Here is a 20,404-nt window from a genome sequence, read left to right on the forward strand (position 1 = left end):
TGGTGCGTGTCCTTGTCCGCGTCATTCGCCGCCGTCGGCCGCCGCGTCGCCGCGCGCGGGAATCCGCAGGTTGCGCAGCTTGTGATAGAGCGTCTTCTTCGGCATGCCGAGCGCGACGCTCGCATCCGCAACGTTGCCGTGGTGACGCTGCAGCATGTCCTCGATCAGCATTCGTTCGAAATACGCGAGCTGTTCCGCGAGCGTGCCGCCCACGGCTGGCGCGCCGCCCGACGACAGCAGGCTGTCGCCGGTCAGGCCGAGCACGAAGCGGTCGGCCACGTTCTGCAGCTCGCGCACGTTGCCGGGCCACGCGTGCGTCATCAGTTCGGACACCTGCGCAGCCGTGACGACCGGCGCCGGCTGCCCGAAGCGCCGCGCGGCCGCGAGCACAAAATGCTCGAACAGCAGCGGCACGTCCTCGCGCCGCTCGCGCAGCGGCGGCAGCTCGATCTGCGCGACGTTGAGGCGATACAGCAGATCCGCGCGAAAGCGCCCGTCGGCCGCGAGTTCGGCGAGATCGGCCTTCGATGCGGCAACCACGCGGCAATCGACCGGAATCAGCTCGTTCGCGCCGAGCCGCTCGACCACGCGCTCCTGCAGCACGCGCAGCATCTTGATCTGCAGCGAAATCGGCATCGTCTCGATCTCGTCGAGGAACAGCGTGCCGCCGTGCGCCCACTCGATCTTGCCGATGCGCTTCTTGATCGCGCCGGTGAACGCGCCGGCCTCGTGGCCGAACAGTTCGCTCTCGAAGATCTGCTCGGGCAGGCCGCCGCAGTTCAGCGCGACGAAATGCGCATCGCGCCGGCCGCCGAAGTCGTGCAGGCTGCGCGCGATCAGTTCCTTGCCGGTGCCGGTTTCGCCGGTGATCAGCACCGACACCGACGTATCGGCGAGGCGCAGGATTTTCTTGCGCACGTCGGCCATCGCAGGCGACTTGCCGAGCACGTACGCCTCGATGCCCTGCCAGTTGTTGAGCGCCGCGCGCAGCCCCTGCACCTCGAGCGTCAGGCGGCGCTTCTCGACCGCGCGCGCGACGCGGCCGGCGATCACGTCCGACGAGAACGGCTTCTCGATGAAGTCGTACGCGCCGACCTGCATCGCGCCGACGGCCGTCGAGATATCCGCGTGGCCGCTGATCAACACGACCGGGATCTGCGCATCGACGGCCATCACGCGGTCGAGCAGCTGCAGCCCGTCGATGCCCGGCATCCGCACGTCCGACACGATCACCACCGGCGCGCCGGGCGCGACGTGCGCGAGTGCGTCGGCGGCCGACGCGAACGCGTCGACCGGGAACCCGGCGAGCGCGACGGCCTGCTCGACGCCGATCCGGACGTTTTCATCGTCCTCGACGACCAGCACCCGAATCTCATCTTCCATGCTCTGTCCTTTGCAGCGTCGCCGCCGCGAATTCGATACTGAACTGCGCGCCGCCTTCGTCGCGGTTCGTCGCGGCGATCTTCGCGCCGAACGCCTCGACGATGCGCGACGTGATCGCGAGGCCGAGCCCGAGGCCCTGGCCGCGCGGCTTGGTCGTGACGAACGGCTCGAACAGATGCGGCAGCACGTCGGGTGCGATGCCGGCGCCGCTGTCGGCGATCGTGAAGCGCACGCGGCCGGCTTCGTCCGCCTCGGCCGCCTCGATGACGATGCGGCGCACGGGCGCATCGTGCACCGCGTCGAGCGCGTTGCCGAGCAGGTTCACGATCACCTGCTGCAACTGGCTCGATTCGGCCGACACCGCCGTGCCGGGCGCGATGTTCACGTCGAGCCGCACGCCTTCGTCGCGGATCCGCGCGTCGTAGATGAGCCGTGCATGTGCGACAGCCTCGTTCAGCGACACCGCGACGCGCTCGACGTCGGGCTTGCGCGCGAAGGTCTTCAGCTCGCCGGTGAGCACCGCCATGCTGTCGACGAGCTTGCCGATCCGTTCGAGATTGGCATCTGCCTGCGCCGGCTGGCCGCGCGCGAAGAACGTGCGCGCGTTGTCGCACAGCGTGCGGATCGCGACGAGCGGCTGGTTCAGCTCGTGCGTGAGGCCGGCGGCCATCTGCCCGAGCACCGCGAGCTTGCCCGCGTGCACGACTTCCTGCTGCGAATCGCGCAGCCGCTGCTCGGTGCGCTCGCGCTCGTCGATCTCGCGCTGCATCCGCTCGTTCGCGGCCGTCAGCGCGGCCGTGCGCTGTGCGACGGTCAGTTCGAGCCGGTCGTTCGCGCGGCGCAGCGCATCCTGTGCGCTCAGCCGCGCGACGATCGCCCGGCGGCGCTGGATCGCGTAGCCGGCCAGCAGCGCGGCGATCAGGAACGCGCCCGTGACGAACACGAACGCCGTCTGCTGCTGGCGCCGCGCGCCCGCGATGTCGAGCAGCACCATCAGCGAATCGCCGGCTTGCGGCGCGGGCCGCGACATCACCAGATAGCGCGTGCTGTGGCCGGCGCGGCGCGGATCGGGGAACGCGCCGAGCCACGCGGCCGCGCTGCGGTCGCCGATGCGGCGGTACGGCAGCGCGTCGACGGTACGGCCCGCGTATTGACGCGACGCCTGGATGTCGTGCTGCTGCTGCGCGGTGATCGGGCGCAGCGCGGTGAATTTCCATGCGGGTTCGGTCGAGATCACGACCACGCCGTTGCTGTCGACGACCATCGCGGCGACGCCCGGCGCGCGCCATGCCGATTCGAGCGAATCGACGCTGATCTTCACGGCGGCCACGCCGATCGGCACGCCGCCGTCGCGCACCGCGCTGGCGAAGTAGACGCCCGGCACGCCCGTGTTGGTGCCGATGCCGAAGAAGCGGCCGCTGCCGCGCGCGAGTGCATCCTTGAAGTACGGCCGGTACGACACGTTGGTGCCGACGAAGCTGATCGTCTCGTTCCAGTTGCTGGCGGCGATCACTTCGCCCTGCAGGTCGATCACGTCAACGGCGCCGCTGCCCGCATCGCGGTTCACGGCTTCGAGGTACGTGTTCACCTTGTGCACGAGGTCGGGCGCGTCGTGTGGCGCGGCCTTCAGCATCGCACGCACGCCGTCCTGCCGCGCGACCAGGCCGGGCAGGATCTCGAAGCGGCCGAGCTCGCTCTTCAGACTCGACGCATACAGGTCGAGCCGGTGCGCACCGGTTTCCTCGAGCGCGTCGATCGCGCGTTCCCATGCGAAATCGACGGCCGCAGCGGCCACGCCGACATACAGCACGGCGGCCGACGCCCAGCCCCACCACGGGATCCCCTTGAAGCTTTTCTGCACGTTCGCCCTCATCGAAACCCGCAACCGGCCGTCCGCAACCGGCCGTCCGCAACGACGCGCGCCGCGCGCCGGCAAGGCCGGCGGCGGCGCGTGCAAAGCAGCCGGCGCGACGAGGCGCGCTGCGGTGCGTCACCCGAAGTGCGCGACCAGGATCAGCGTGACCGTGACGACGATCGCGCCGCCGATGCGCGTCGCGATCTGCGCGAACGGCATCAACTGCATCCGGTTCGCGGCGGTCAGGATCGCGACGTCGCCGGTGCCGCCTTGCCCGCTATGGCACGCGTTCACGATTGCGGTGTCGATAGGGTACATCTTCATCAGGCGGCCGACCACGAAACCGGTGCCCATCAGCGTCGCGACGGTCGACACGATGGTCACGACGTTGACGATCGTGAACGCGGCGGTCAGCTTGTCCCACGGCGTCATCGCGACGCCGATCGCGAACAGCAGCGGATACGTGACGGCGGTCGAGAAGAACTTGTAGACGACGAACGCGCCTTCCTGCAGCGGCGGCGACACCGCGCGCGCGAGCTTTACGAGCACCGCGAGGAACAGCATCGCGACCGGTGCGGGCAGGCCGAACAGCTTGTGCGCCATCAGGCCGACGAGGTACAGCGTGATCGCCGTGATGCCGGCGCCCGCGATGTGCGTGACGTCGACGTGGCCGCGGATTTCTTCGTTTTCCGGCGTCATGTCGCCGCTTTCGCCGACCTGCAGGCGGCCGTTGCCCGTCAGGTGCGGCAGGCGCTTGCCGAGCATGTCGAGCGCGCCCGACAGGATGATCGCGGTCAGGCTGCCGAGCATCACCGGCGGCAGCACCATCGCGAACATCTCGCCTTGCGGCAGGTGCATCAGTTCCGAATAGCCGATCGACAGCGGAATCGCGCCTTCGCCGACGCCGCCGGCCATGATCGGCACGACGATGTACAGCAGCGTGTGGCGCGCGCCGAGGCCGAGCGCGGTGCCCACCGCCGTGCCGACGATCGCCGCGGCGACCGAGCCGACGGCGAGCGGGACGAAGATCTTCGCGAAGCCCTGGATCAGCACGCGGCGATCCATGCTCAGGATGCTGCCGACGATGATCGACGCGATGAACAGGTACAGGAAGTTGGTCGACTTCGTGAATTCGACGGTCAGGTTCAGCACCGGCTTCGGCAGCAGGTGGTAGTACGTGAGCGCCGACGGCACGAAGGTCGCGAAGATCGCAGCCGCGCCGATGTTGCGCAGCAGCGGCAGGCGCTTGCCGAGTTCGGCGCACGTGAAGCCGAAGAACGCGAGCACGGCGATCGCCATCGAGATTTCGCCGGGCACCTTGCCCGTCACCGCGAAGCCGACGATCAGCCCGAACAGGATCACGTAGACCGGCAGCGGGATGATGCCGATGCGGATTTCCATCAGCTTCCACCAGCCTTCCGGCCAGAAGCGTGCGCGCGTGGCGGGACCGGCTTCGGCAATCGGCTCGGGATGGGACGGGGTATGGATAGAGGTCTGCAAGACGTGTCTCCTGATGTTGGAATGCCTGCTTTGCTTCGCGGCATCGTGTGCCGACTATTACGCAACCTCCGTGCCAAGGTGTCGGCCTGTCGGCATGTTTGCAGATCATTGATTCATAAGAGATTTGTATCGTCTGCGGAAAGAATGATGCGAAGGCCGTTCCGAGATTTCGGAATTCGCGCGGCGGGCAGGCCGAGATTTCGGCCGGATGGCCGGCCAGGCACCCGGCCGCGCCCGATCTCGCGCCATATCGCCGCGCGCGATTTTCTTCGCACAATCGCTTCGTAGACCGCCCCTCCGCCGCTCTCTATCATCGGCTGATCCTTTTCCGATGCGACGACGACTGTCCGGAGAACGCCCGCGCGTTCGCCGCGGCGTCGCTCATCCGTCGATACCGTCTTTGGACAGGAGAGTGGTTTCCATGCTGCATGCCGTTTTTTCCGCCCGCTTTTCCTCCGGCCGCTTCGCGCGGCCGGCCCGCCTGCTGGCGGCCGCGCTGCTCGCCGGGTTGTTCGGCGTCGGGCTGCTGAACGGCGCGCGCGCCGACACCGCGCCGCTGAAGGTCGGCATCTCGACCAGCCCGCAGATCGAAGCGCTGAAGATCGCCGCGAAGGAGGCGAAGGCGCAGGGGCTCGACGTGAAGATCGTCGAGTTCACCGACTGGAATACGCCGAACGCGGCGCTCGCGAACAAGGACATCGACGTCAACTACTTCCAGCACATCCCGTTTCTCGAGAACGCGAACAAACAGGGCGGCTACAACTTCGTGTCGATCGCACCCGGCACGATCATGAAGATCGGCCTCTATTCGAAGAAGGTGAAAAGCTTTGCCGAGTTGAAGGACGGCGCGCGCGTCGCGATCGCGAACGATCCGGTGAACGGCGGGCGCGGACTGTTGCTGCTGCAGCGCGCGGGGCTGATCACGCTGAAGCCGGGCGCCGACTATCGCGCGACGACGCACGACATCGTGTCCAACCCGAAGCACCTGAAGATCATCCCGCTCGAAGCGTCGCAGCTCGCGCGTTCGCTCGACGACGTCGATCTCGCGCAGGGCTACCCGAGCTTCATCAAGCTCGCCGGCACGACCGACCCGAACAGCGCGCTGCTGTTCGACGGCACCGAGAACAAGATCTTCGCGATCCAGTGGGTCGTGCGGCCCGACAGCGTGAACGACCCGCGCATCCGCAAGTTCATCGCGATCTACCAGCACTCGCCGGCCGTGCGCAAGGCGCTCGACAACGCGTTCGGCTCGCTGTACGCGATCGCGTGGTGACGGAGGCTGACATGACGACGGCGAACCGGAAGAAGATCCTGCTCAACGCATTCAACATGAACTGCGTCGGGCACATCAATCACGGGTTGTGGACGCATCCGCGCGATCGCTCCGCGCACTACACCGATCTCGACTACTGGGCCGATCTCGCGAAGACGCTCGAGCGCGGCAAGTTCGACGGGATCTTTCTCGCGGACATCGTCGGCGTGTACGACGTGTTCGGCGGCGGCCCCGACGCCGCGCTGCGCGAATCGGTGCAGGTGCCCGTCAACGATCCGCTGCTGCTCGTGCCCGCGATGGCGCAGGTCACGCGCCATCTCGGCTTCGGCGTGACCGCGAACCTGACCTACGAGCCGCCTTACCTGTTCGCGCGCCGCATGTCGACGCTCGATCACCTGACGAAGGGGCGCGTCGGCTGGAACATCGTCACCGGTTATCTCGACAGCGCCGCGCGCGGGATGGGCCTCGCGCAGCAGATCGGCCACGACGACCGCTACGAGCGCGCGGACGACTACATGGACGTCGTCTACAAGCTGTGGGAACAGAGCTGGGACGACGACGCGGTGATCCGCGATGCACAGGCACGCGTGTTCGCGCAGCCGGGCAAGGTGCGGCGCGTGAAGCACGACGGGCCGTTCTATTCGGTCGACGCGATCCACCTGAGCGAGCCGTCGCTGCAGCGCACGCCGGTGCTGTACCAGGCCGGTTCGTCCGCGCGCGGCGTCGAGTTCGCGGGCCGGCACGCGGAATGCGTGTTCGTGAACGGGCAGAGCAAGGCCGCCGCGCGCGCGGCCGCACTCGACATCCGCGCGGCCGCCGCGCGGCAGGGGCGCGATCCGGCGTCGATCCGGATCTTCGCGGGCGTGAGCGTCGTGACGGCCGAAACCGAGCGGCTCGCGCGCGAGAAATTCGACGAATACCGGCGCTACGCGAGCCCCGAAGCCGGCCTCGCGCATTTCGCGAGCTCGACCGGCATCGACTTTGCGAAGTACGGCCTCGACGAACCGATCTCGTACGTGAAGACCGATTCGATCCAGTCGGCCGTCGACGCGATCTCGCGCAAGAGCACGACCGGCACGTGGACCGTGCGCCGGATGCTCGAACAGATGTCGCTCGGCGGTCGCTACGCGCCGATCGTCGGTTCGCCGTCGCAGGTTGCGGACGAGCTGCAGTCGTGGATCGACGAGACCGGCATCGACGGCTTCAACCTGACACGCACCGTGATGCCCGAGTCGTTCGAGGATTTCGTCGACTGGGTCGTGCCCGAGCTGCAGAACCGCGGCGTCTACAAGGAAGACTACGATCCCGCACCGACGCTGCGCGAGAAACTGTTCGGCGCGGGCGCGCGCCTGCCTGCGTGGCATACCGGCGCGCAGCATCGGCCGGCCGCCGCGGCCGAACCCGCGCATCCCGCGCATGCCTGAACGTGACGGAGCGAAGCGATGACGCAATTGTTCGATACGCTGGGTTTCATCGACGCATCGGCCGCGCGCGCCGGCGCTGCTTCGACGACGCATGACGTGGCGGCCGCTCAGGCTGGCGGCGTTGCCGTGTCGCTGGAGCAGGTCGGCAAGGTGTTCGCGACGCCGCGCGGCCAGGCCGCCGCGCTGCGCGACGTGACGCTCGACGTGCGGCGCGGCGAGGTGTTCGGGATCATCGGCCGCAGCGGCGCGGGGAAGTCGACGCTGCTGCGGCTCCTGAACGGCCTCGAACGGCCGAGCTCGGGCCGCGTGCGCGTGCAGGGCGTCGACGTCGGCGCGCTCGACGAGGACGGCCTCGTCGCACTGCGCCGCCGCACCGGCATGGTGTTCCAGCATTTCAACCTGCTGTCCGCGAAGACGGTATTCGAGAACGTCGCGCTGCCGCTGAAGATCGCCGGCGTGCCGAAGGCCGAGCGCGTGCGCAAGGTCGACGCGCTGCTCGAACTCGTCGGGCTGACCGCGAAACGCGACGCGTATCCGGCGAGCCTGTCGGGCGGGCAGAAGCAGCGGGTCGGCATTGCGCGCGCGCTCGTGCACGATCCTGAGGTGCTGTTGTGCGACGAGGCGACGTCGGCGCTCGACCCCGAGACGACGCAGTCGATCCTCGCGCTGCTCGCCGACATCAACCGCCGCCTCGGGCTGACGATCGTGCTGATCACGCACGAGATGGAAGTGATCCGCGCGGTGTGCGACACGGTCGCGGTGATCGAACAGGGCGAAGTCGTCGAAACGGGCCCGGTATGGCGCGTGTTCGGCGATCCGCGCCACGGCGCGACGCGCGCGCTGCTCAGCACGCTGGTGCACGACCTGCCGGCCGAACTGGCCGCGCGCGTGCAGCCGCTGCCCGAGCAGGCCGCGTTGCCGGACGGCGCGCAGGTCGTGCTCGACGTTCGTTATACGGGCGAGAGCGGCGGCGAGCCGGACGTCGGCGCGCTCGCGGCGGCGCTCGGCGGCTCCGTGCGTTTCCTGCACGGCGGGATCGAGCGGATTCAGGGGCATGCGCAGGGGCGGCTCGTGATCGCGGCTTCGCCCGGCGCGAACGATGCGGGCGCACAGTCTGCGCGCGGCGCGGTTGCCGCGTTGCTCGAGCGTGCACGCCGCCATGCGAATCACGCGGAGGTGCTCGGCTATGTTTGAACTCTGGTGGCCCGAACTGCTCGACGCGATCCGCGACACGCTGTCGATGGTCGCCGCATCGGCCGCGATCGCGGCGCTGATCGGCATCCCGCTCGCGGTGATCCTCGTGACGACCGCGCCCGGCGGCATCTACGCGCGGCGCGGCGTGAACGCGGTGCTCGGCGCGCTCGTCAACGTGTTCCGCTCGACGCCGTTCATCATCCTGCTCGTCGCGCTGCTGCCGTTCACGCGCGTGCTGATCGGCACGACGATCGGCGTATGGGCGGCCGTCGTGCCGCTGTCGATCGCCGCGATCCCGTTCTTCGCGCGGATCGCCGAGGTGAGCCTGCGCGAAGTCGATCGCGGGCTGATCGAGGCCGCGCTCGCGATGGGCGCGAAGCGCCGCCACATCGTGTGGCACGTGCTGCTGCCCGAGGCGCTGCCCGGCATGCTCGGCGGCTTCACGATCACCGTCGTCGCGCTGATCGGCTCGACCGCGATGGCGGGCGCCGTCGGCGCGGGCGGGCTCGGCGATCTCGCGATCCGCTACGGCTACCAGCGTTTCGACACCACCGTCATGGCGACCGTGATCGTGATCCTGATCGCACTCGTTTCGGCCGTGCAAATCACGGGCGACCGCCTGGTCCGACGCGTGACCCGGCGTACCTGAGCAGTGCCACAAGCACTCGCTCGCTTCATTCATGATCCTGAGAGAACAATACCTATGACCTTGCCCATCGGCGCGCCGCGCGAATGGAACGGAGAATTCGAGGAAGCGCTGTTTCTCGACGTGGCGCGACGCCATCGTCCCGGCTTCCCGACCAAGCTGGCCACGCCGCCGCGCGAGCCGTCCAACGCGGACGAACTGGCCGCCGTCGCCGACTACTACACGAAGATGGCGTCGCACGACCTGTTCATCGTGCAGGTCGTCGCGAAGGCGATCGATACGCTGTTCCGCGACGATCCGCATTTCCAGCTGATCCTGTCGCGCCAGCTCGGCGACGATGGCGCGCATGCGGTGATCGGCCGCGAGCGCGTGACCGAACTGACGGGGCGCGATCCGCTGCCGGAAGTCGACCGGCTCGTCGCCGCGCACTGGGCGCGCATCGGCGATATCGCGGTGCGCGACGTGGCGGGTTTTCTCGCGTTCGAATGGCATTACGAGCTGCACATCCTCGCGAAGCTGTGGATCCAGCGCAAGACCGGCCGCATCGGCGACGGCGCGATGCGCGAGCACGGCGAGAACCGGATCCGGCCGGACGAGGAGTGGCATCGCGTGCAGATCGTCCAGTGGTGGTTCGACAAGCTCGCCGCGCTGCCGGCGGCGGAACGCGACGCGCTGATCGATCGCGTGATCGAGGCCGACGAGGAAACGCAGGCTCGGCTCGACGGTTATCTGCACGACGAGTACGCGCATACCGCGCATGTGTTCGGCGCGGATATCGCTGAATACCGCGCGATCTACGACGACTGGCGGCGCGAGATCCTGTCGCGGTTGACCGGCAGGCGCGAACTCGGGAAACTCGTGCCGTTGTCGGACGCCGTCTCGACCCAGGAACAGGAAGCCGTCGCATGAACGATCCACGCGGCCCGGCGACGCTCGCCGCGGCAACGGATGTGTCAGCAATCGATCGGGACGCACTTGCACGCGTTATCGACGCACTGCGTGCAACCGCCGCCGCACGTGACCGCGCGGGCGGTCACGCGGCGCAGGAGAAACAGTGGCTCGCCGACGCGGGCCTGCTGACGCTCGCGGTGCCGCGCGCGTTCGGCGGGCAGGAAGCCGCGTGGCCCGCGATCTACGACGCGATCCGACAGATCGCGCGCGTCGACAGTGCGCTCGCGCATCTCGTCGGGTTCCAGTGCCTGCAGGTGGTGAGCGTCGACGTATGGGGCAGCGCCGGGCAGCGCGAACGTTATCTGCGCGGCACGGTCGAGCAGCGCTGGTGGTGGGGCAATGCGGTCAATCCGCTCGACACGCGCCTCGTTGCGACCGCGACGCCGGACTGCGGCTACCGGCTCGACGGCGTGAAGGGCTTCTGTTCGGGCACGCGCGGTTCGCAGCGGATGACGGTGTCCGCGCACGATCCGGAAACCGGCCGCACCGTGTTCGGCGTGGTGCCGACCGATCGCCCGGGGATCGCGGTCAACGACGACTGGGACCCGATCGGCCAGCGCCAGACCGACAGCGGCAGCGTGCGCTTCGACGGCGTGACGCTCGCGCCGGACGAGGTGCTGCACCGTTCCGAGACGCCGCCGACGCCGCGCGCGACGCTGCGCACGCTCGTGTCGCAGCTCGTGCTGACGAATCTGTTCGTCGGGCTTGCGGAAGGCGCGCTGACGGAAGCGCGCGACTATGTGCTGAAGCATGGCCGGCCGTGGATTCACTCGGACGCCGCGCAGGCGAGCGACGATCCGTACACGCTGCAGCGCTTCGGCGACATGCGCGTGCGGGCCGTTGCCGCAGCGGCGCTGGCCGATCGCGCGGCCGGCGCGTTGCAGCACGCGTGGGCGCGGCACGATGCGCTGACGTCGGATGAGCGAGCGGAGGTGGCGCTCGCGGTATCGGACGCGAAGATCGTCGCGCAGCGCGCGGCGCTCGACAACGGCGAGGCGCTGTTCGACGCATGCGGCGCGCGTGCGACGGCTGCGTCGCTCGGCCTCGACCGTTTCTGGCGGAACGCGCGCACACATACGCTGCACGATCCGCTCGACTATCGGCTGCGTGACGTTGGCCGGTTTGCGCTGAAGGGAGAATTGCCGCCGGCGTCACTCTATACGTAAGTGAGCGCGTGCTCCGTCATTGCTCGACGGAAGCGCGGCCTTCCGGCGGCACGGGGGCGTAGGCCAATGTTCTATCGGCTGACATGCGCAATGCCGCTGCCGCCTTCGGTGGGTGCCGAACCGGTGCATCGGCGGCACCGCGAAGCGCAGTGGCAGGCCGTCACGTTTCTGGATGCCTAGATCGGCAGGCGGACCGTCTGCTTGATGCGCTTCAGCGGAATCTCGGTTTCGACGTTGCGTACGCCTTCGATCTGCGTGAGCGTTTCCATCTGGAAGCGTTGATAGTCATCGAGATTCCGGGCGATGACGCGCAGCAGGTAGTCGTAGCTGCCGGCCATCAGATGACATTCGAGTACTTCGGGCGCTTGCTCCATTTCGCGCGCGAAGCGCTCGACCGTCGTCTTGTCCTGGCGCTCCAGCGTGACGCGCACGAACGCTGTAAACCTCAGGTCGACGGCGACGGGGTTCAGCAGCGCGACATAGGCGTCGATGACGCCCTGCTCCTCGAGCAGGTGAACGCGACGCAGGCAGGGCGTGGCCGAGAGTCCGGCCTGTTGCGCGAGTTCGGCATTCGTCTGGTTCGAATTCTGTTGCAACGCACGCAGAATGCGCCGGTCGATCGCGTCCAGCTTGGTTGACATTTTTGACTATCGTGAATGTGAATATTAGAGAATAGCTCCAAATTCAGTATTCGAAGTAGCCAAATACGCATCCAATCTCCACCGGAAGGCACCGATAATCTGACGTCCGGCCGGCCTATGCAACGCGCTGGCGTCGCACACGGCGCGCGCGATTCCCGTCCCCCGGCAATCCCCTTCAGGAGATCTCCCATGCTGCACGTATCCTGGCTGCCGTTCATCGCCACGTCCCTTCTGATCATCGTCACGCCGGGCCAGGACATGGTTCTCGTGATGTCGCGCACGCTGTCCGGCGGCATGCGCGCGGGCCTCCTGACCGCGGCGGGCGTCAGCGTCGGGCTGCTCATGCACACGATGCTCGCGACGCTGGGGCTGGGCGCACTTCTTCAGGCATCCGAATGGCTGTTCACTGCGCTGAAAGTGATCGGCGCGCTGTACCTGCTGTACCTCGGCATCACGCTGCTGCGTTCGTCGGGCGAGCTGGCGCTCGCAAGCAGCCGTGGTGCGCCGGAATCGCGGCTGCGCACGTTCGCGCAAGGCGCGCTGTCCAACGTGTCGAATCCGAAGGTCGCGCTCTTCTATCTGGCGTTCCTGCCGCAGTTCGTCTCCGCGGGCGCCGCGCATCCGATGCTGTCGCTGTTCGTGCTGGGTGCGACGTTTGCCGGCCTGACGTTTCTCGTCAAGGGGCCGGTCGCGCTGTTCGCCGGCCTGCTGTCGGCGTCGATTCGCCGCAATCCGCGCATCCTGACCCGCATGCACCGCTTCAGCGGTGTGGTCCTGTTGGCGCTGGGTGTAAAGCTGGCATTTGAGCGCCGCTGAGGGCGATCATTGCGCTGCCAACGCGTCCGCCAGCTTCCGCATCGCGTCCACCGTTTCCGGATTCGCCGGAAAGAACGCCTCGATCGCGAGTTCCGACAGCGTCACGTCGACCGGCGTGCCGAACACCGTCGTCGTACTGAAGAACGTCAGCTCGCCGCCCGCGGTGCGCAGCCGCAGCGGCACGGCAATATCCGCGAAGTCGGTGCGCGCGTGCGTGTCGTCGCGCTGGCCGGCCGGCGCCGGATACGCGGCGAGCTCGTCGCGCAGCGCATGCAGCGTGCGGTCGCCGCTCGCATCGATCTGCCGCTGCAGCCGATGCAGGATGTGCGCGCGCCATTCATGCCAGTTGACGATCTGCGACGCGAGGCCGTCCGGATGCAGGCTCAGCCGCAGCACGTTGACGGGCGGCTGCAGCAGCGACGGATCGGCCTGCGCGACCAGCGCGCCGAGCATCCGGTTCGCGGCGAGCAGCGTCCAGTGGCGGTCGACCGCTAGCGCCGGGTATGGCTCATGGCCGCGCAGCACGGCCTCGACCGCATGGCGTGCGGCATCCAGCTGCGGATCCGAGAACGGTCGCTCGCGAAACAGCGGCGCAAAGCCGGCCGCAACCAGTAGCGCATTGCGTTCGCGCAGCGGCACGTCGAGCCGCTCCGCGAGATGCAGCACCATCTCGCGGCTCGGCTGTGCGCGGCCCGATTCGACGAAGCTCAGGTGGCGCGCGGAGACTTCCGCGTCGAGCGCGAGCGCCATCTGGCTCAGGCGCCGGCGCTGGCGCCACGTGCGCAGCAGCGGGCCGATGCCGGACGCGCGGCCGGCGGACGGGGAGGGCGAATGGAGGGCGGCGGTCGGGTTCATGCAGCAGATGATAGGCAATCCCGCGCACGTTGGGCATTACCTGCGACGTAAGCATCGCGCCGTTCCCCCGGGCGCCCCCGGCGCTGCGTTACCATAGCCTCCGTGCCACCTGAGAGGCGATTCCGGACCCGCGACAACAACGCATGGGCCGGTTCCGCGCACGTTTACAACAAGGCATTCCAGGGGAATCCAACAATGAAAATGAAAAAGCTTGCCGTCCGGCTCGCCTGCGTGGCGACGCTCGCACTCGCCGCGACCAGCGGCCATGCGCAGACCGAAGCTGCGCAGGTGGAAATGAGGGCCGCCGCCGCGGCCGCCAACGAGGCCGTCGTCAAAGGGCCGGCCGACATCGACGTGAAGCACGAAGCCGTGCTGAAGCTGAAGGCCGGCGAGTCGTTCGTGCCGGCCGCCGAAGCCGGCCGCTACCTGCGTTCGATGGGCAACTCGATCGACGAATCGAAGCTGGTCGGCCTCGTGCTGCCCGACGATCCCGACGCCGACTGGATTTCGGTCGTGTCGTTCGAGCCGAGCGGCTACATCCGCGACGACGACGCGAAGGACTGGAAGCCCGACGAACTGCTGAAGAACCTGCAGACCGGCACGGAGGAAAACAACCCGGCACGCAAGGAACGCGGCCTGCCCGAAACCGAGGTGGTCGGCTGGGCAAAAGCGCCCGCGTACGACGCGGCCACGCACCGGCTCGTGTGGTCCGCGATCATCCGTGACAAGGGTGCGGCCCCGAATGCCGCGAACGACGGCGTGAACTACCGGACGCTCGTGCTCGGCCGCGACGGCTACCTGTCGCTGACGATGGCGTCGACGCTGGCCGACCTGCCGAAGTACAAGGCGTCGGCCGACGGCCTGCTGTCGAACATCAGCTTCAACGACGGCAAGCGCTATGCCGATTTCAACAAGTCGACCGACCATGTCGCCGAATACGGCCTCGCGGCGCTGATCGTCGGCGTCGGCGCGAAGAAGCTCGGCCTGCTCGCGCTGATCGGCGCGTTCGCGGTGAAGTTCTTCAAGATCGGCGCGGTCGCGCTGCTGGCCGGCGGCGCGGCGCTGAAGCGCTTCTTCGGGCGCAAGCCGAAGCCGGCCGCGGTGCCGGCCGTCGCCGATGCTTCCGACGTATCCGGCGCGGAGCGCAAGGAATGACGAAGCTGTTGCTGCTGATCTTCGGCGGCCTCAAGCTCGGCAAGGTGCTCGTTTCGGCGGGCACCATGCTGGCGTCGATCGCGGTCTACGCGCTGTTCTACGGCTGGCGGTTCGCGGCCGGTTTCGTCGCGCTGCTGCTGGTGCACGAGGCCGGCCACTACCTGGCCGCGCAGCGGCGCGGGCTCGACGTCGGGCTGCCGACGTTCATCCCGTTCGTCGGCGCATGGATCCAGCTGAAGGAGATGCCGCACGACGCGGAAACCGAAGCGTATGTCGGGCTCGCCGGGCCGTTCGTCGGCACGCTCGGCGCGCTGGCCTGCTACGCGGCTGCACGCCACTACGACAGCAACCTGCTGCTCGCGCTGTCGTACACGGGCTTCTTCCTGAACCTGTTCAACATGATTCCGCTGTCGCCGTTCGACGGCGGGCGGATCACCGCGGTGCTGTCGCCGCGCATCTGGTTCGCGGGCGTGCCGGTGCTGATCGCGCTGTTCGTGTATCGCCCGAGCCCGCTGCTGATCGTGATGGCGATCCTCGCGCTGCCGCAGCTGAAGCGCGCGTGGCGCTACGATCCCGATGCGCCGGAGAACCGTGTGTACTACGCAACGTCGATCGAGACGAAGACGACGTACGCGCTCTGCTACGTCGGCCTGCTCGCGTTCCTCGCGCTGATGACGTCCGGCGTGCACGACATGCTGCGCGTCGTGCATTCCGCGACCTGATGCAAGAACGGCGGCCGCTGTTACGCGGCCGCCGTCGTCTTCCATCCATTTCCGCCGAAATTTTCCGCCGAAGCTCACGCGTCGCGATGGCGCAGCTCGACACGCTTGATGTCCTTCACGATCACGAGATAGCTGAACACGGTGACGAGCGCGTTCAGCCCGACGAACACGAGCGCGCCGTTGAACGAGCCGCTCGCGCCGACGAGATAGCCGATCGCGATCGGCGCGACGATGCCGGCCGTGTTGCCGAACATGTTGAACAGGCTGCCCGACAGGCCGATCGCTTCCTTCGGCGCGGTATCCGCGACCACGGCCCAGCCGAGCGAGCCGATCCCCTTGCCGAAGAACGACACGGCCATCAGCACGATCACGAGCGCTTCGCTGTCGACGTAATTGCAGCCGATGATGACCATCGACAGCAGCATCCCGCCGACGATCGGGATCTTGCGCGCGAGCGTCAGCGACACGCCGCGGCGGATCAGCGCGTCCGACAGCATTCCGCCGAGCACGCCGCCGAGAAACCCGCAGATCGCGGGCAGCGACGTCATGAAACCGGCCTTCAGCAGCGACATGCCGCGCGCCTGCACGAGGTAGATCGGGAACCACGTGAGGAAGAAGTACGTGAGCACGTTCACGCAGTACTGGCCGAGATACACGCCGATCAGCATCCGGTTCGACAGAAGCTGGCGCACGTAATACCAGCCGGCGACGCGGCTGCCTTCGGACGCCGGACCGGTGCCGCGCGACTTCGATCGCACGAGGCCGCCGCCCTGCTCGATATGGTCGAGCTCCGCGCGGTTCACGGCCGGATGGTCGGCCGGATCCTTCATCACGCGCAGCCACAGGAACGCAAGCGCAATGCCAGCGAGGCCGAGCCACAGGTACACGTGGTGCCAGCCGTACGCATGCGTGAGCCACGCCATCAGCGGCGAGAACACCACGGCCGCGAAATACTGCGCGGCGTTGAAGATCGCCGACGCGGTGCCGCGCTCGGCGGTCGGAAACCAGCTCGCGACGACCTTCGCATTGGCGGGGAACGCGGGCGCTTCGGCGATGCCGACCGCGAAGCGCATCGCGAACAGCGCGGCGACGGCGAACGCGGCGCTGCCGCCGAGGCCGATCGTGCTCTGCAGCAGCGTGAACGCCGACCACAGGAAGATGCTCGCCGCATACACGCGCCGCGCGCCGAAGCGGTCGAGCAGCCAGCCGCTCGGCAGTTGCGCGAGCACGTACGCCCAGCTGAACGCCGAGAAGATGTAGCCCATCGTCACCGGATCGATGCCGAACGCCTTGCGGATCGGCGTACCGGTAATCGACAGCGTCGCGCGGTCCGCGTAGTTGAGCGTCGTGACGACGAACAGCATCGCCAGGATCCAGTAGCGCACGGCAGTCCGGCGCGCGGTGCGCGCGAGGTCGACCGGGAGATCGCGAGGGGTGGTCTGATTGGGCATGTTAATGTAGTACGTCGTCGTATGACATGGGCGGAAGTTTATGGGCAATGCCCGGATGCAGAAACCTCGGGTTTTCCCTTTGACGAGTGATGCCAGATAGTGAGAATGCCGTGATAAGGTTGACTGGAAGAGGATTTCAGGTGCGCCATGGGACGGCTGGAAGTCGGCGCGAACGATGAATTGACGTCGGCAGACATCGTATCTGTTGAGCTACAATGGACAATCTATTCCCGAACCACGGAGCACACCCCATGCAACTGACAGGAGAGATGCTGATCGGCGCCGAAGCGGTGGCCGGCTCGGCCGGACCCTTGCACGCGTTCGACCCGACGAAGGGCGCACAAATCGATGCGCCGGCGTTCGGCGTCGCGACGCAGGCCGACGTCGACCGCGCGTGCGAACTCGCGCGCGACGCGTTCGATGCGTACCGCGCGCGGCCGCTCGCGGCCCGCGCGGCGTTTCTCGACGCGATCGCGGATGAAATCGTCGCGCTCGGCGACGCACTGATCGAGCGCGCGCACGCCGAAACGGGCCTGCCCGTCGCGCGGCTGCAGGGCGAGCGCGGCCGCACCGTCGGCCAGCTCCGGCTGTTCGCGCGCGTCGTGCGCGACGGGCGCTTCCTCGCCGCGTCGATCGATCCCGCGCAGCCCGCGCGCACGCCGCTGCCACGCGCGGACCTGCGGCTGCAGAAGGTCGGGCTCGGGCCCGTCGCCGTGTTCGGCGCGAGCAATTTCCCGCTCGCGTTCTCGGTGGCCGGCGGCGATACCGCGTCGGCGCTCGCGGCCGGCTGCCCGGTGATCGTGAAGGCGCACGAAGCGCACCTCGGCACGTCCGAGCTGGTCGGCCGCGCGATCCGCGCCGCCGTTGCGAAATGCGGGATGCCGGCCGGCGTGTTCTCGCTGCTGATCGGCCCCGGCCGCGTGACCGGAGCGGCGCTCGTCAGCCATCCGGCGATCCAGGCCGTCGGGTTCACCGGTTCGCGGCAGGGCGGCATGGCGCTCGTGCAGCTCGCGAACGCGCGCCCGCAGCCGATTCCCGTCTACGCGGAAATGAGCAGCATCAACCCCGTCGTGCTGTTCCCGGCCGCGCTCGCCGCGCGCGGCGACGCGATCGCGACGGGCTTCGTCGATTCGCTGACGCTCGGCGTCGGCCAGTTCTGTACGAACCCCGGCCTCGTACTCGCGATCGACGGCCCCGACCTCGACCGCTTCGAAGCCGTCGCCGCGCAGGCGCTCGCGAAGAAGCCGGCCGGCGTGATGCTCACGCGCGGCATCGCCGATGCGTATCGCAACGGCCGCGGCAAGCTGGCCGAACTGCCGGGCGTGCGCGAAATCGGCGCGGGCGAGGCCGCGCAAACGGAATGCCAGGCGGGCGGCGCGCTGTACGAAGTCGGCGCGCAGGCGTTCCTGGCCGAGCCGGCGTTCAGCCACGAGGTGTTCGGGCCGGCGTCGCTGATCGTGCGCTGCCGCGATCTCGACGAAGTCGCGTGCGTGCTCGACGCGCTCGAAGGCCAGCTCACGGCCACGCTGCAGATGGACGCCGACGACAAGCCGCTCGCGCGCCGGCTGCTGCCGATCCTCGAACGCAAGGCCGGACGCCTGCTCGTCAACGGTTACCCGACCGGCGTCGAGGTGTGCGATGCGATGGTGCACGGCGGCCCGTTCCCCGCGACGTCGAACCCGGCCGTCACGTCGGTCGGCGCGACGGCGATCGAGCGCTTCCTGCGGCCCGTGTGCTACCAGGACTTCCCGGACGACCTGCTGCCCGAAGGGTTGCAGGAAAGCAATCCGCTCGCGATTCCGCGCCTGCGGGACGGGAAGGCGGAGTGACGGGCCTGATCGATTGAGGGCACGATACCCGGTGGTTGGTGCGCCGGGGCAGAGAAACAGAAAGGCGGAAGTGGCCGGTGGGCCGCTTCCGCCTTTTTGCATGACGGGTGTTCGTGCCGTCGATCTCGTCGGGTCAGTGGGCGGGGTGAGCGGCGAGCTGCAGGCGGTCGGCTGCGGCCAGCAGGCGCCGGTCGCGTGTCCACAGCTTGCTGCCGCTGGTCAGTCTGACTGAAGCGAGCAGGTGCGCGTCGACGTAACCGATGCCGAGTCCGTGAAGCGGCACGACGTCGATCATGCGTTGAACTTCGTCGTCGGTTGCCGAGGTGGCAGCGGGGAGGTCGCGCAGCGCGTCCAGCACGGTCTGGCGATCGCGCAGGCTGACGAGCGAAAGCTCGCCGACGACGAACGGATGGATCAATACCCGCTCGGCTTCGAGCAGCGTAGTGAGCGCTGCATCGCCGGCTCGCAGGTGATCGATCCAGACGGACGTGTCGACAAGAATCATGCTGGCTCCGACGGGCGGCGCGGCACGGGTTCGAGATCGGGTTCGGTGCCGCCGAGACGAGCCAGCCGTCGTGCGCTTTCGCGGGCAATCAGCGCGCGCAGTGCTTCTCTTACCAGCGCCGACTTTTCGGTGACGCCGGTCAACTGCTGCGCTTTGGCGAGCAGGGCGTCGTCCAGGGATAAGGTGGTGCGCATGATCGACTTCCGAAAAAATGATGCATCAATTATGTCATCAATTGATGTCGAATGTGATGCCTTGCGCTGACGGAGGGGTTGACCGGGCGTCGTGCCGGTGCGGCACGGGGGCAGGCGGGCGGCGGCACCGGGTGCGCCAGACTGTCGTCGATCTTGCCGTCTTCCGCGTCGCCGGAATTTCTCCTACAGTAGCGAAGCCCCGGACCACCTGGTCCGCGGGCGAGCCTGAGAGACCGACAAAAGACAACGAGGGAACCCTCCGATGAACATCAACAAGCGTGGCGATCACCTGTTCGCGGCCGGATTGTGGAAAGCGATCGGCGACGTCGCGAAATCCGTGCGCACCCAGATCGGCCAATACAGCGAAGGGCGCGTGCTCGCGAATGCGTTGCTGGAATTCCAGCGCGACCTGGGCGGCAGCGAATTCGACCTGACGATCAACCAGGGGCGGCTCGTCACGGGCGCCGACGCGCATTCGCTCATGTTCGGGCAGGCCGTCCGACGTTTCCGGCAGGACATGGAAGCGCTCGTGTTCGCGCTCCAGTACCGGCGCAGCATCGACGAACGCGACCAGGGCCTGCGCGCCGAAGCGTTGACGCAGGCGAACAGCCAGCTCGCGACCGCGAAGCAGTCGGCGACGATCACGGTCGGCCGGTTCTTCGACGCGGTCGTCGATCGCGACGTGCTCGGGCAGATCCTCGACGGCGAATCGAAGGCGCGTGCGCGTACGGGCGCGCAGGACCAGATCGAAGCAACGCGGGTCAAGCTGGGGAACGTGCGCTACCGGATCGTCGGGATCATCGCGCAGATGTGACGGCGACGGCCGACCCGCGAAGCATGGCGG

At 68.0% G+C, this 20,404-nt stretch carries 19 protein-coding genes; 11 read left to right on the forward strand and 8 right to left on the reverse strand.

Annotated elements, in window-relative coordinates:
* Positions 1-21 precede the first annotated feature (21 nt).
* From KVT39_RS30385 to KVT39_RS30395, 3 genes are all read right to left on the reverse strand, one after another.
* Positions 22-1,383 carry a sigma-54 dependent transcriptional regulator gene (locus tag KVT39_RS30385; protein ID WP_175749538.1) on the reverse strand — a complete coding sequence of 454 codons (1,362 nt, stop codon included), beginning with the start codon at positions 1,381-1,383 and terminating at the stop codon, positions 22-24.
* On the reverse strand, positions 1,373-3,256 hold the full coding sequence (locus tag KVT39_RS30390) for an ATP-binding protein (protein WP_105391108.1): 1,884 nt from the start codon (positions 3,254-3,256) through the stop codon (positions 1,373-1,375). Before KVT39_RS30390 ends, KVT39_RS30385 begins: the two co-directional genes overlap by 11 nt.
* Positions 3,257-3,373: 117 nt before the next feature.
* Positions 3,374-4,738: a 2-hydroxycarboxylate transporter family protein gene (locus tag KVT39_RS30395; RefSeq protein WP_034181762.1), complete on the reverse strand. Its 1,365-nt coding sequence runs from the start codon at positions 4,736-4,738 to the stop codon at positions 3,374-3,376.
* Positions 4,739-5,159: 421 nt separating this feature from the next.
* Here KVT39_RS30395 and KVT39_RS30400 point away from each other — a divergent pair, with 421 nt between their 5' ends.
* The 6 genes from KVT39_RS30400 to KVT39_RS30425 are packed head-to-tail and all read left to right on the forward strand — an operon-like array spanning position 5,160 to position 11,392.
* Positions 5,160-6,011, forward strand: coding sequence for a MetQ/NlpA family ABC transporter substrate-binding protein (locus tag KVT39_RS30400; RefSeq protein WP_111018977.1), 852 nt, complete (start codon positions 5,160-5,162; stop codon positions 6,009-6,011).
* Between the two features lie 11 nt (positions 6,012-6,022).
* Entirely contained in the window at positions 6,023-7,435 is a 1,413-nt protein-coding gene (locus tag KVT39_RS30405; protein WP_105391107.1) for an LLM class flavin-dependent oxidoreductase, read from the forward strand.
* Positions 7,436-7,453: 18 nt separating this feature from the next.
* On the forward strand, positions 7,454-8,629 hold the full coding sequence (locus KVT39_RS30410) for a methionine ABC transporter ATP-binding protein (RefSeq protein WP_034181764.1): 1,176 nt from the start codon (positions 7,454-7,456) through the stop codon (positions 8,627-8,629).
* A complete protein-coding gene (locus KVT39_RS30415) occupies positions 8,622-9,278 on the forward strand; it encodes a methionine ABC transporter permease (protein WP_027781522.1) in 657 nt (218 codons plus the stop codon). The genes KVT39_RS30410 and KVT39_RS30415 overlap by 8 nt, the downstream gene beginning before the upstream one ends.
* A 54-nt stretch (positions 9,279-9,332) precedes the next feature.
* Positions 9,333-10,184, forward strand: coding sequence for a hypothetical protein (locus tag KVT39_RS30420; RefSeq protein WP_034181765.1), 852 nt, complete (start codon positions 9,333-9,335; stop codon positions 10,182-10,184).
* Positions 10,181-11,392, forward strand: a complete 1,212-nt coding sequence (locus KVT39_RS30425; RefSeq protein WP_217590868.1) for an acyl-CoA dehydrogenase family protein — start codon at positions 10,181-10,183, stop codon at positions 11,390-11,392. The genes KVT39_RS30420 and KVT39_RS30425 overlap by 4 nt, the downstream gene beginning before the upstream one ends.
* 176 nt (positions 11,393-11,568) lie before the next feature.
* Here the strand turns inward: KVT39_RS30425 and KVT39_RS30430 are convergent, their stop codons facing one another.
* Entirely contained in the window at positions 11,569-12,033 is a 465-nt protein-coding gene (locus tag KVT39_RS30430) for an Lrp/AsnC family transcriptional regulator (RefSeq protein ID WP_217590869.1), read from the reverse strand.
* Positions 12,034-12,222: 189 nt separating this feature from the next.
* Here KVT39_RS30430 and KVT39_RS30435 point away from each other — a divergent pair, with 189 nt between their 5' ends.
* On the forward strand, positions 12,223-12,849 hold the full coding sequence (locus KVT39_RS30435; RefSeq protein ID WP_105391032.1) for a LysE family translocator: 627 nt from the start codon (positions 12,223-12,225) through the stop codon (positions 12,847-12,849).
* Positions 12,850-12,855: 6 nt separating this feature from the next.
* Here KVT39_RS30435 and KVT39_RS30440 read toward each other — a convergent pair whose 3' ends face one another.
* Complete coding sequence (locus KVT39_RS30440) at positions 12,856-13,704, reverse strand: helix-turn-helix domain-containing protein (protein ID WP_217590870.1); 849 nt, start codon at positions 13,702-13,704, stop codon at positions 12,856-12,858.
* A gap of 201 nt (positions 13,705-13,905) precedes the next feature.
* Between KVT39_RS30440 and KVT39_RS30445 the strand changes: the two genes are divergently transcribed.
* Together KVT39_RS30445 and KVT39_RS30450 are read left to right on the forward strand one after the other, a co-directional pair.
* On the forward strand, positions 13,906-14,859 hold the full coding sequence (locus KVT39_RS30445; RefSeq protein ID WP_217590882.1) for a DUF2167 domain-containing protein: 954 nt from the start codon (positions 13,906-13,908) through the stop codon (positions 14,857-14,859).
* Complete coding sequence (locus tag KVT39_RS30450; protein WP_072444600.1) at positions 14,856-15,581, forward strand: site-2 protease family protein; 726 nt, start codon at positions 14,856-14,858, stop codon at positions 15,579-15,581. Before KVT39_RS30445 ends, KVT39_RS30450 begins: the two co-directional genes overlap by 4 nt.
* Before the next feature lie 74 nt (positions 15,582-15,655).
* On the opposite strand, the gene KVT39_RS30455 is transcribed toward KVT39_RS30450, so the two are convergent.
* Entirely contained in the window at positions 15,656-17,032 is a 1,377-nt protein-coding gene (locus KVT39_RS30455) for an MFS transporter (RefSeq protein WP_034181771.1), read from the reverse strand.
* Between the two features lie 251 nt (positions 17,033-17,283).
* Between KVT39_RS30455 and KVT39_RS30460 the strand changes: the two genes are divergently transcribed.
* Positions 17,284-18,861 carry an aldehyde dehydrogenase (NADP(+)) gene (locus KVT39_RS30460; protein ID WP_217590871.1) on the forward strand — a complete coding sequence of 526 codons (1,578 nt, stop codon included), beginning with the start codon at positions 17,284-17,286 and terminating at the stop codon, positions 18,859-18,861.
* A 133-nt stretch (positions 18,862-18,994) separates the two neighbouring features.
* On the opposite strand, the gene KVT39_RS30465 is transcribed toward KVT39_RS30460, so the two are convergent.
* Positions 18,995-19,366: a type II toxin-antitoxin system VapC family toxin gene (locus KVT39_RS30465; protein ID WP_217590872.1), complete on the reverse strand. Its 372-nt coding sequence runs from the start codon at positions 19,364-19,366 to the stop codon at positions 18,995-18,997.
* The gene (locus tag KVT39_RS30470) at positions 19,363-19,560 is read right to left on the reverse strand and encodes a type II toxin-antitoxin system VapB family antitoxin (protein WP_072444647.1); all 198 of its coding nucleotides are present in this window, start codon (positions 19,558-19,560) and stop codon (positions 19,363-19,365) included. The genes KVT39_RS30465 and KVT39_RS30470 overlap by 4 nt, the downstream gene beginning before the upstream one ends.
* Positions 19,561-19,822: 262 nt before the next feature.
* Here KVT39_RS30470 and KVT39_RS30475 point away from each other — a divergent pair, with 262 nt between their 5' ends.
* Entirely contained in the window at positions 19,823-20,374 is a 552-nt protein-coding gene (locus tag KVT39_RS30475) for a hypothetical protein (protein ID WP_034181774.1), read from the forward strand.
* Positions 20,375-20,404: the final 30 nt, after the last annotated feature.

This window comes from Burkholderia sp. GbtcB21 (genome assembly GCF_019091065.1).
Taxonomy (GTDB): Bacteria; Pseudomonadota; Gammaproteobacteria; order Burkholderiales; family Burkholderiaceae; genus Burkholderia; species Burkholderia pyrrocinia_C.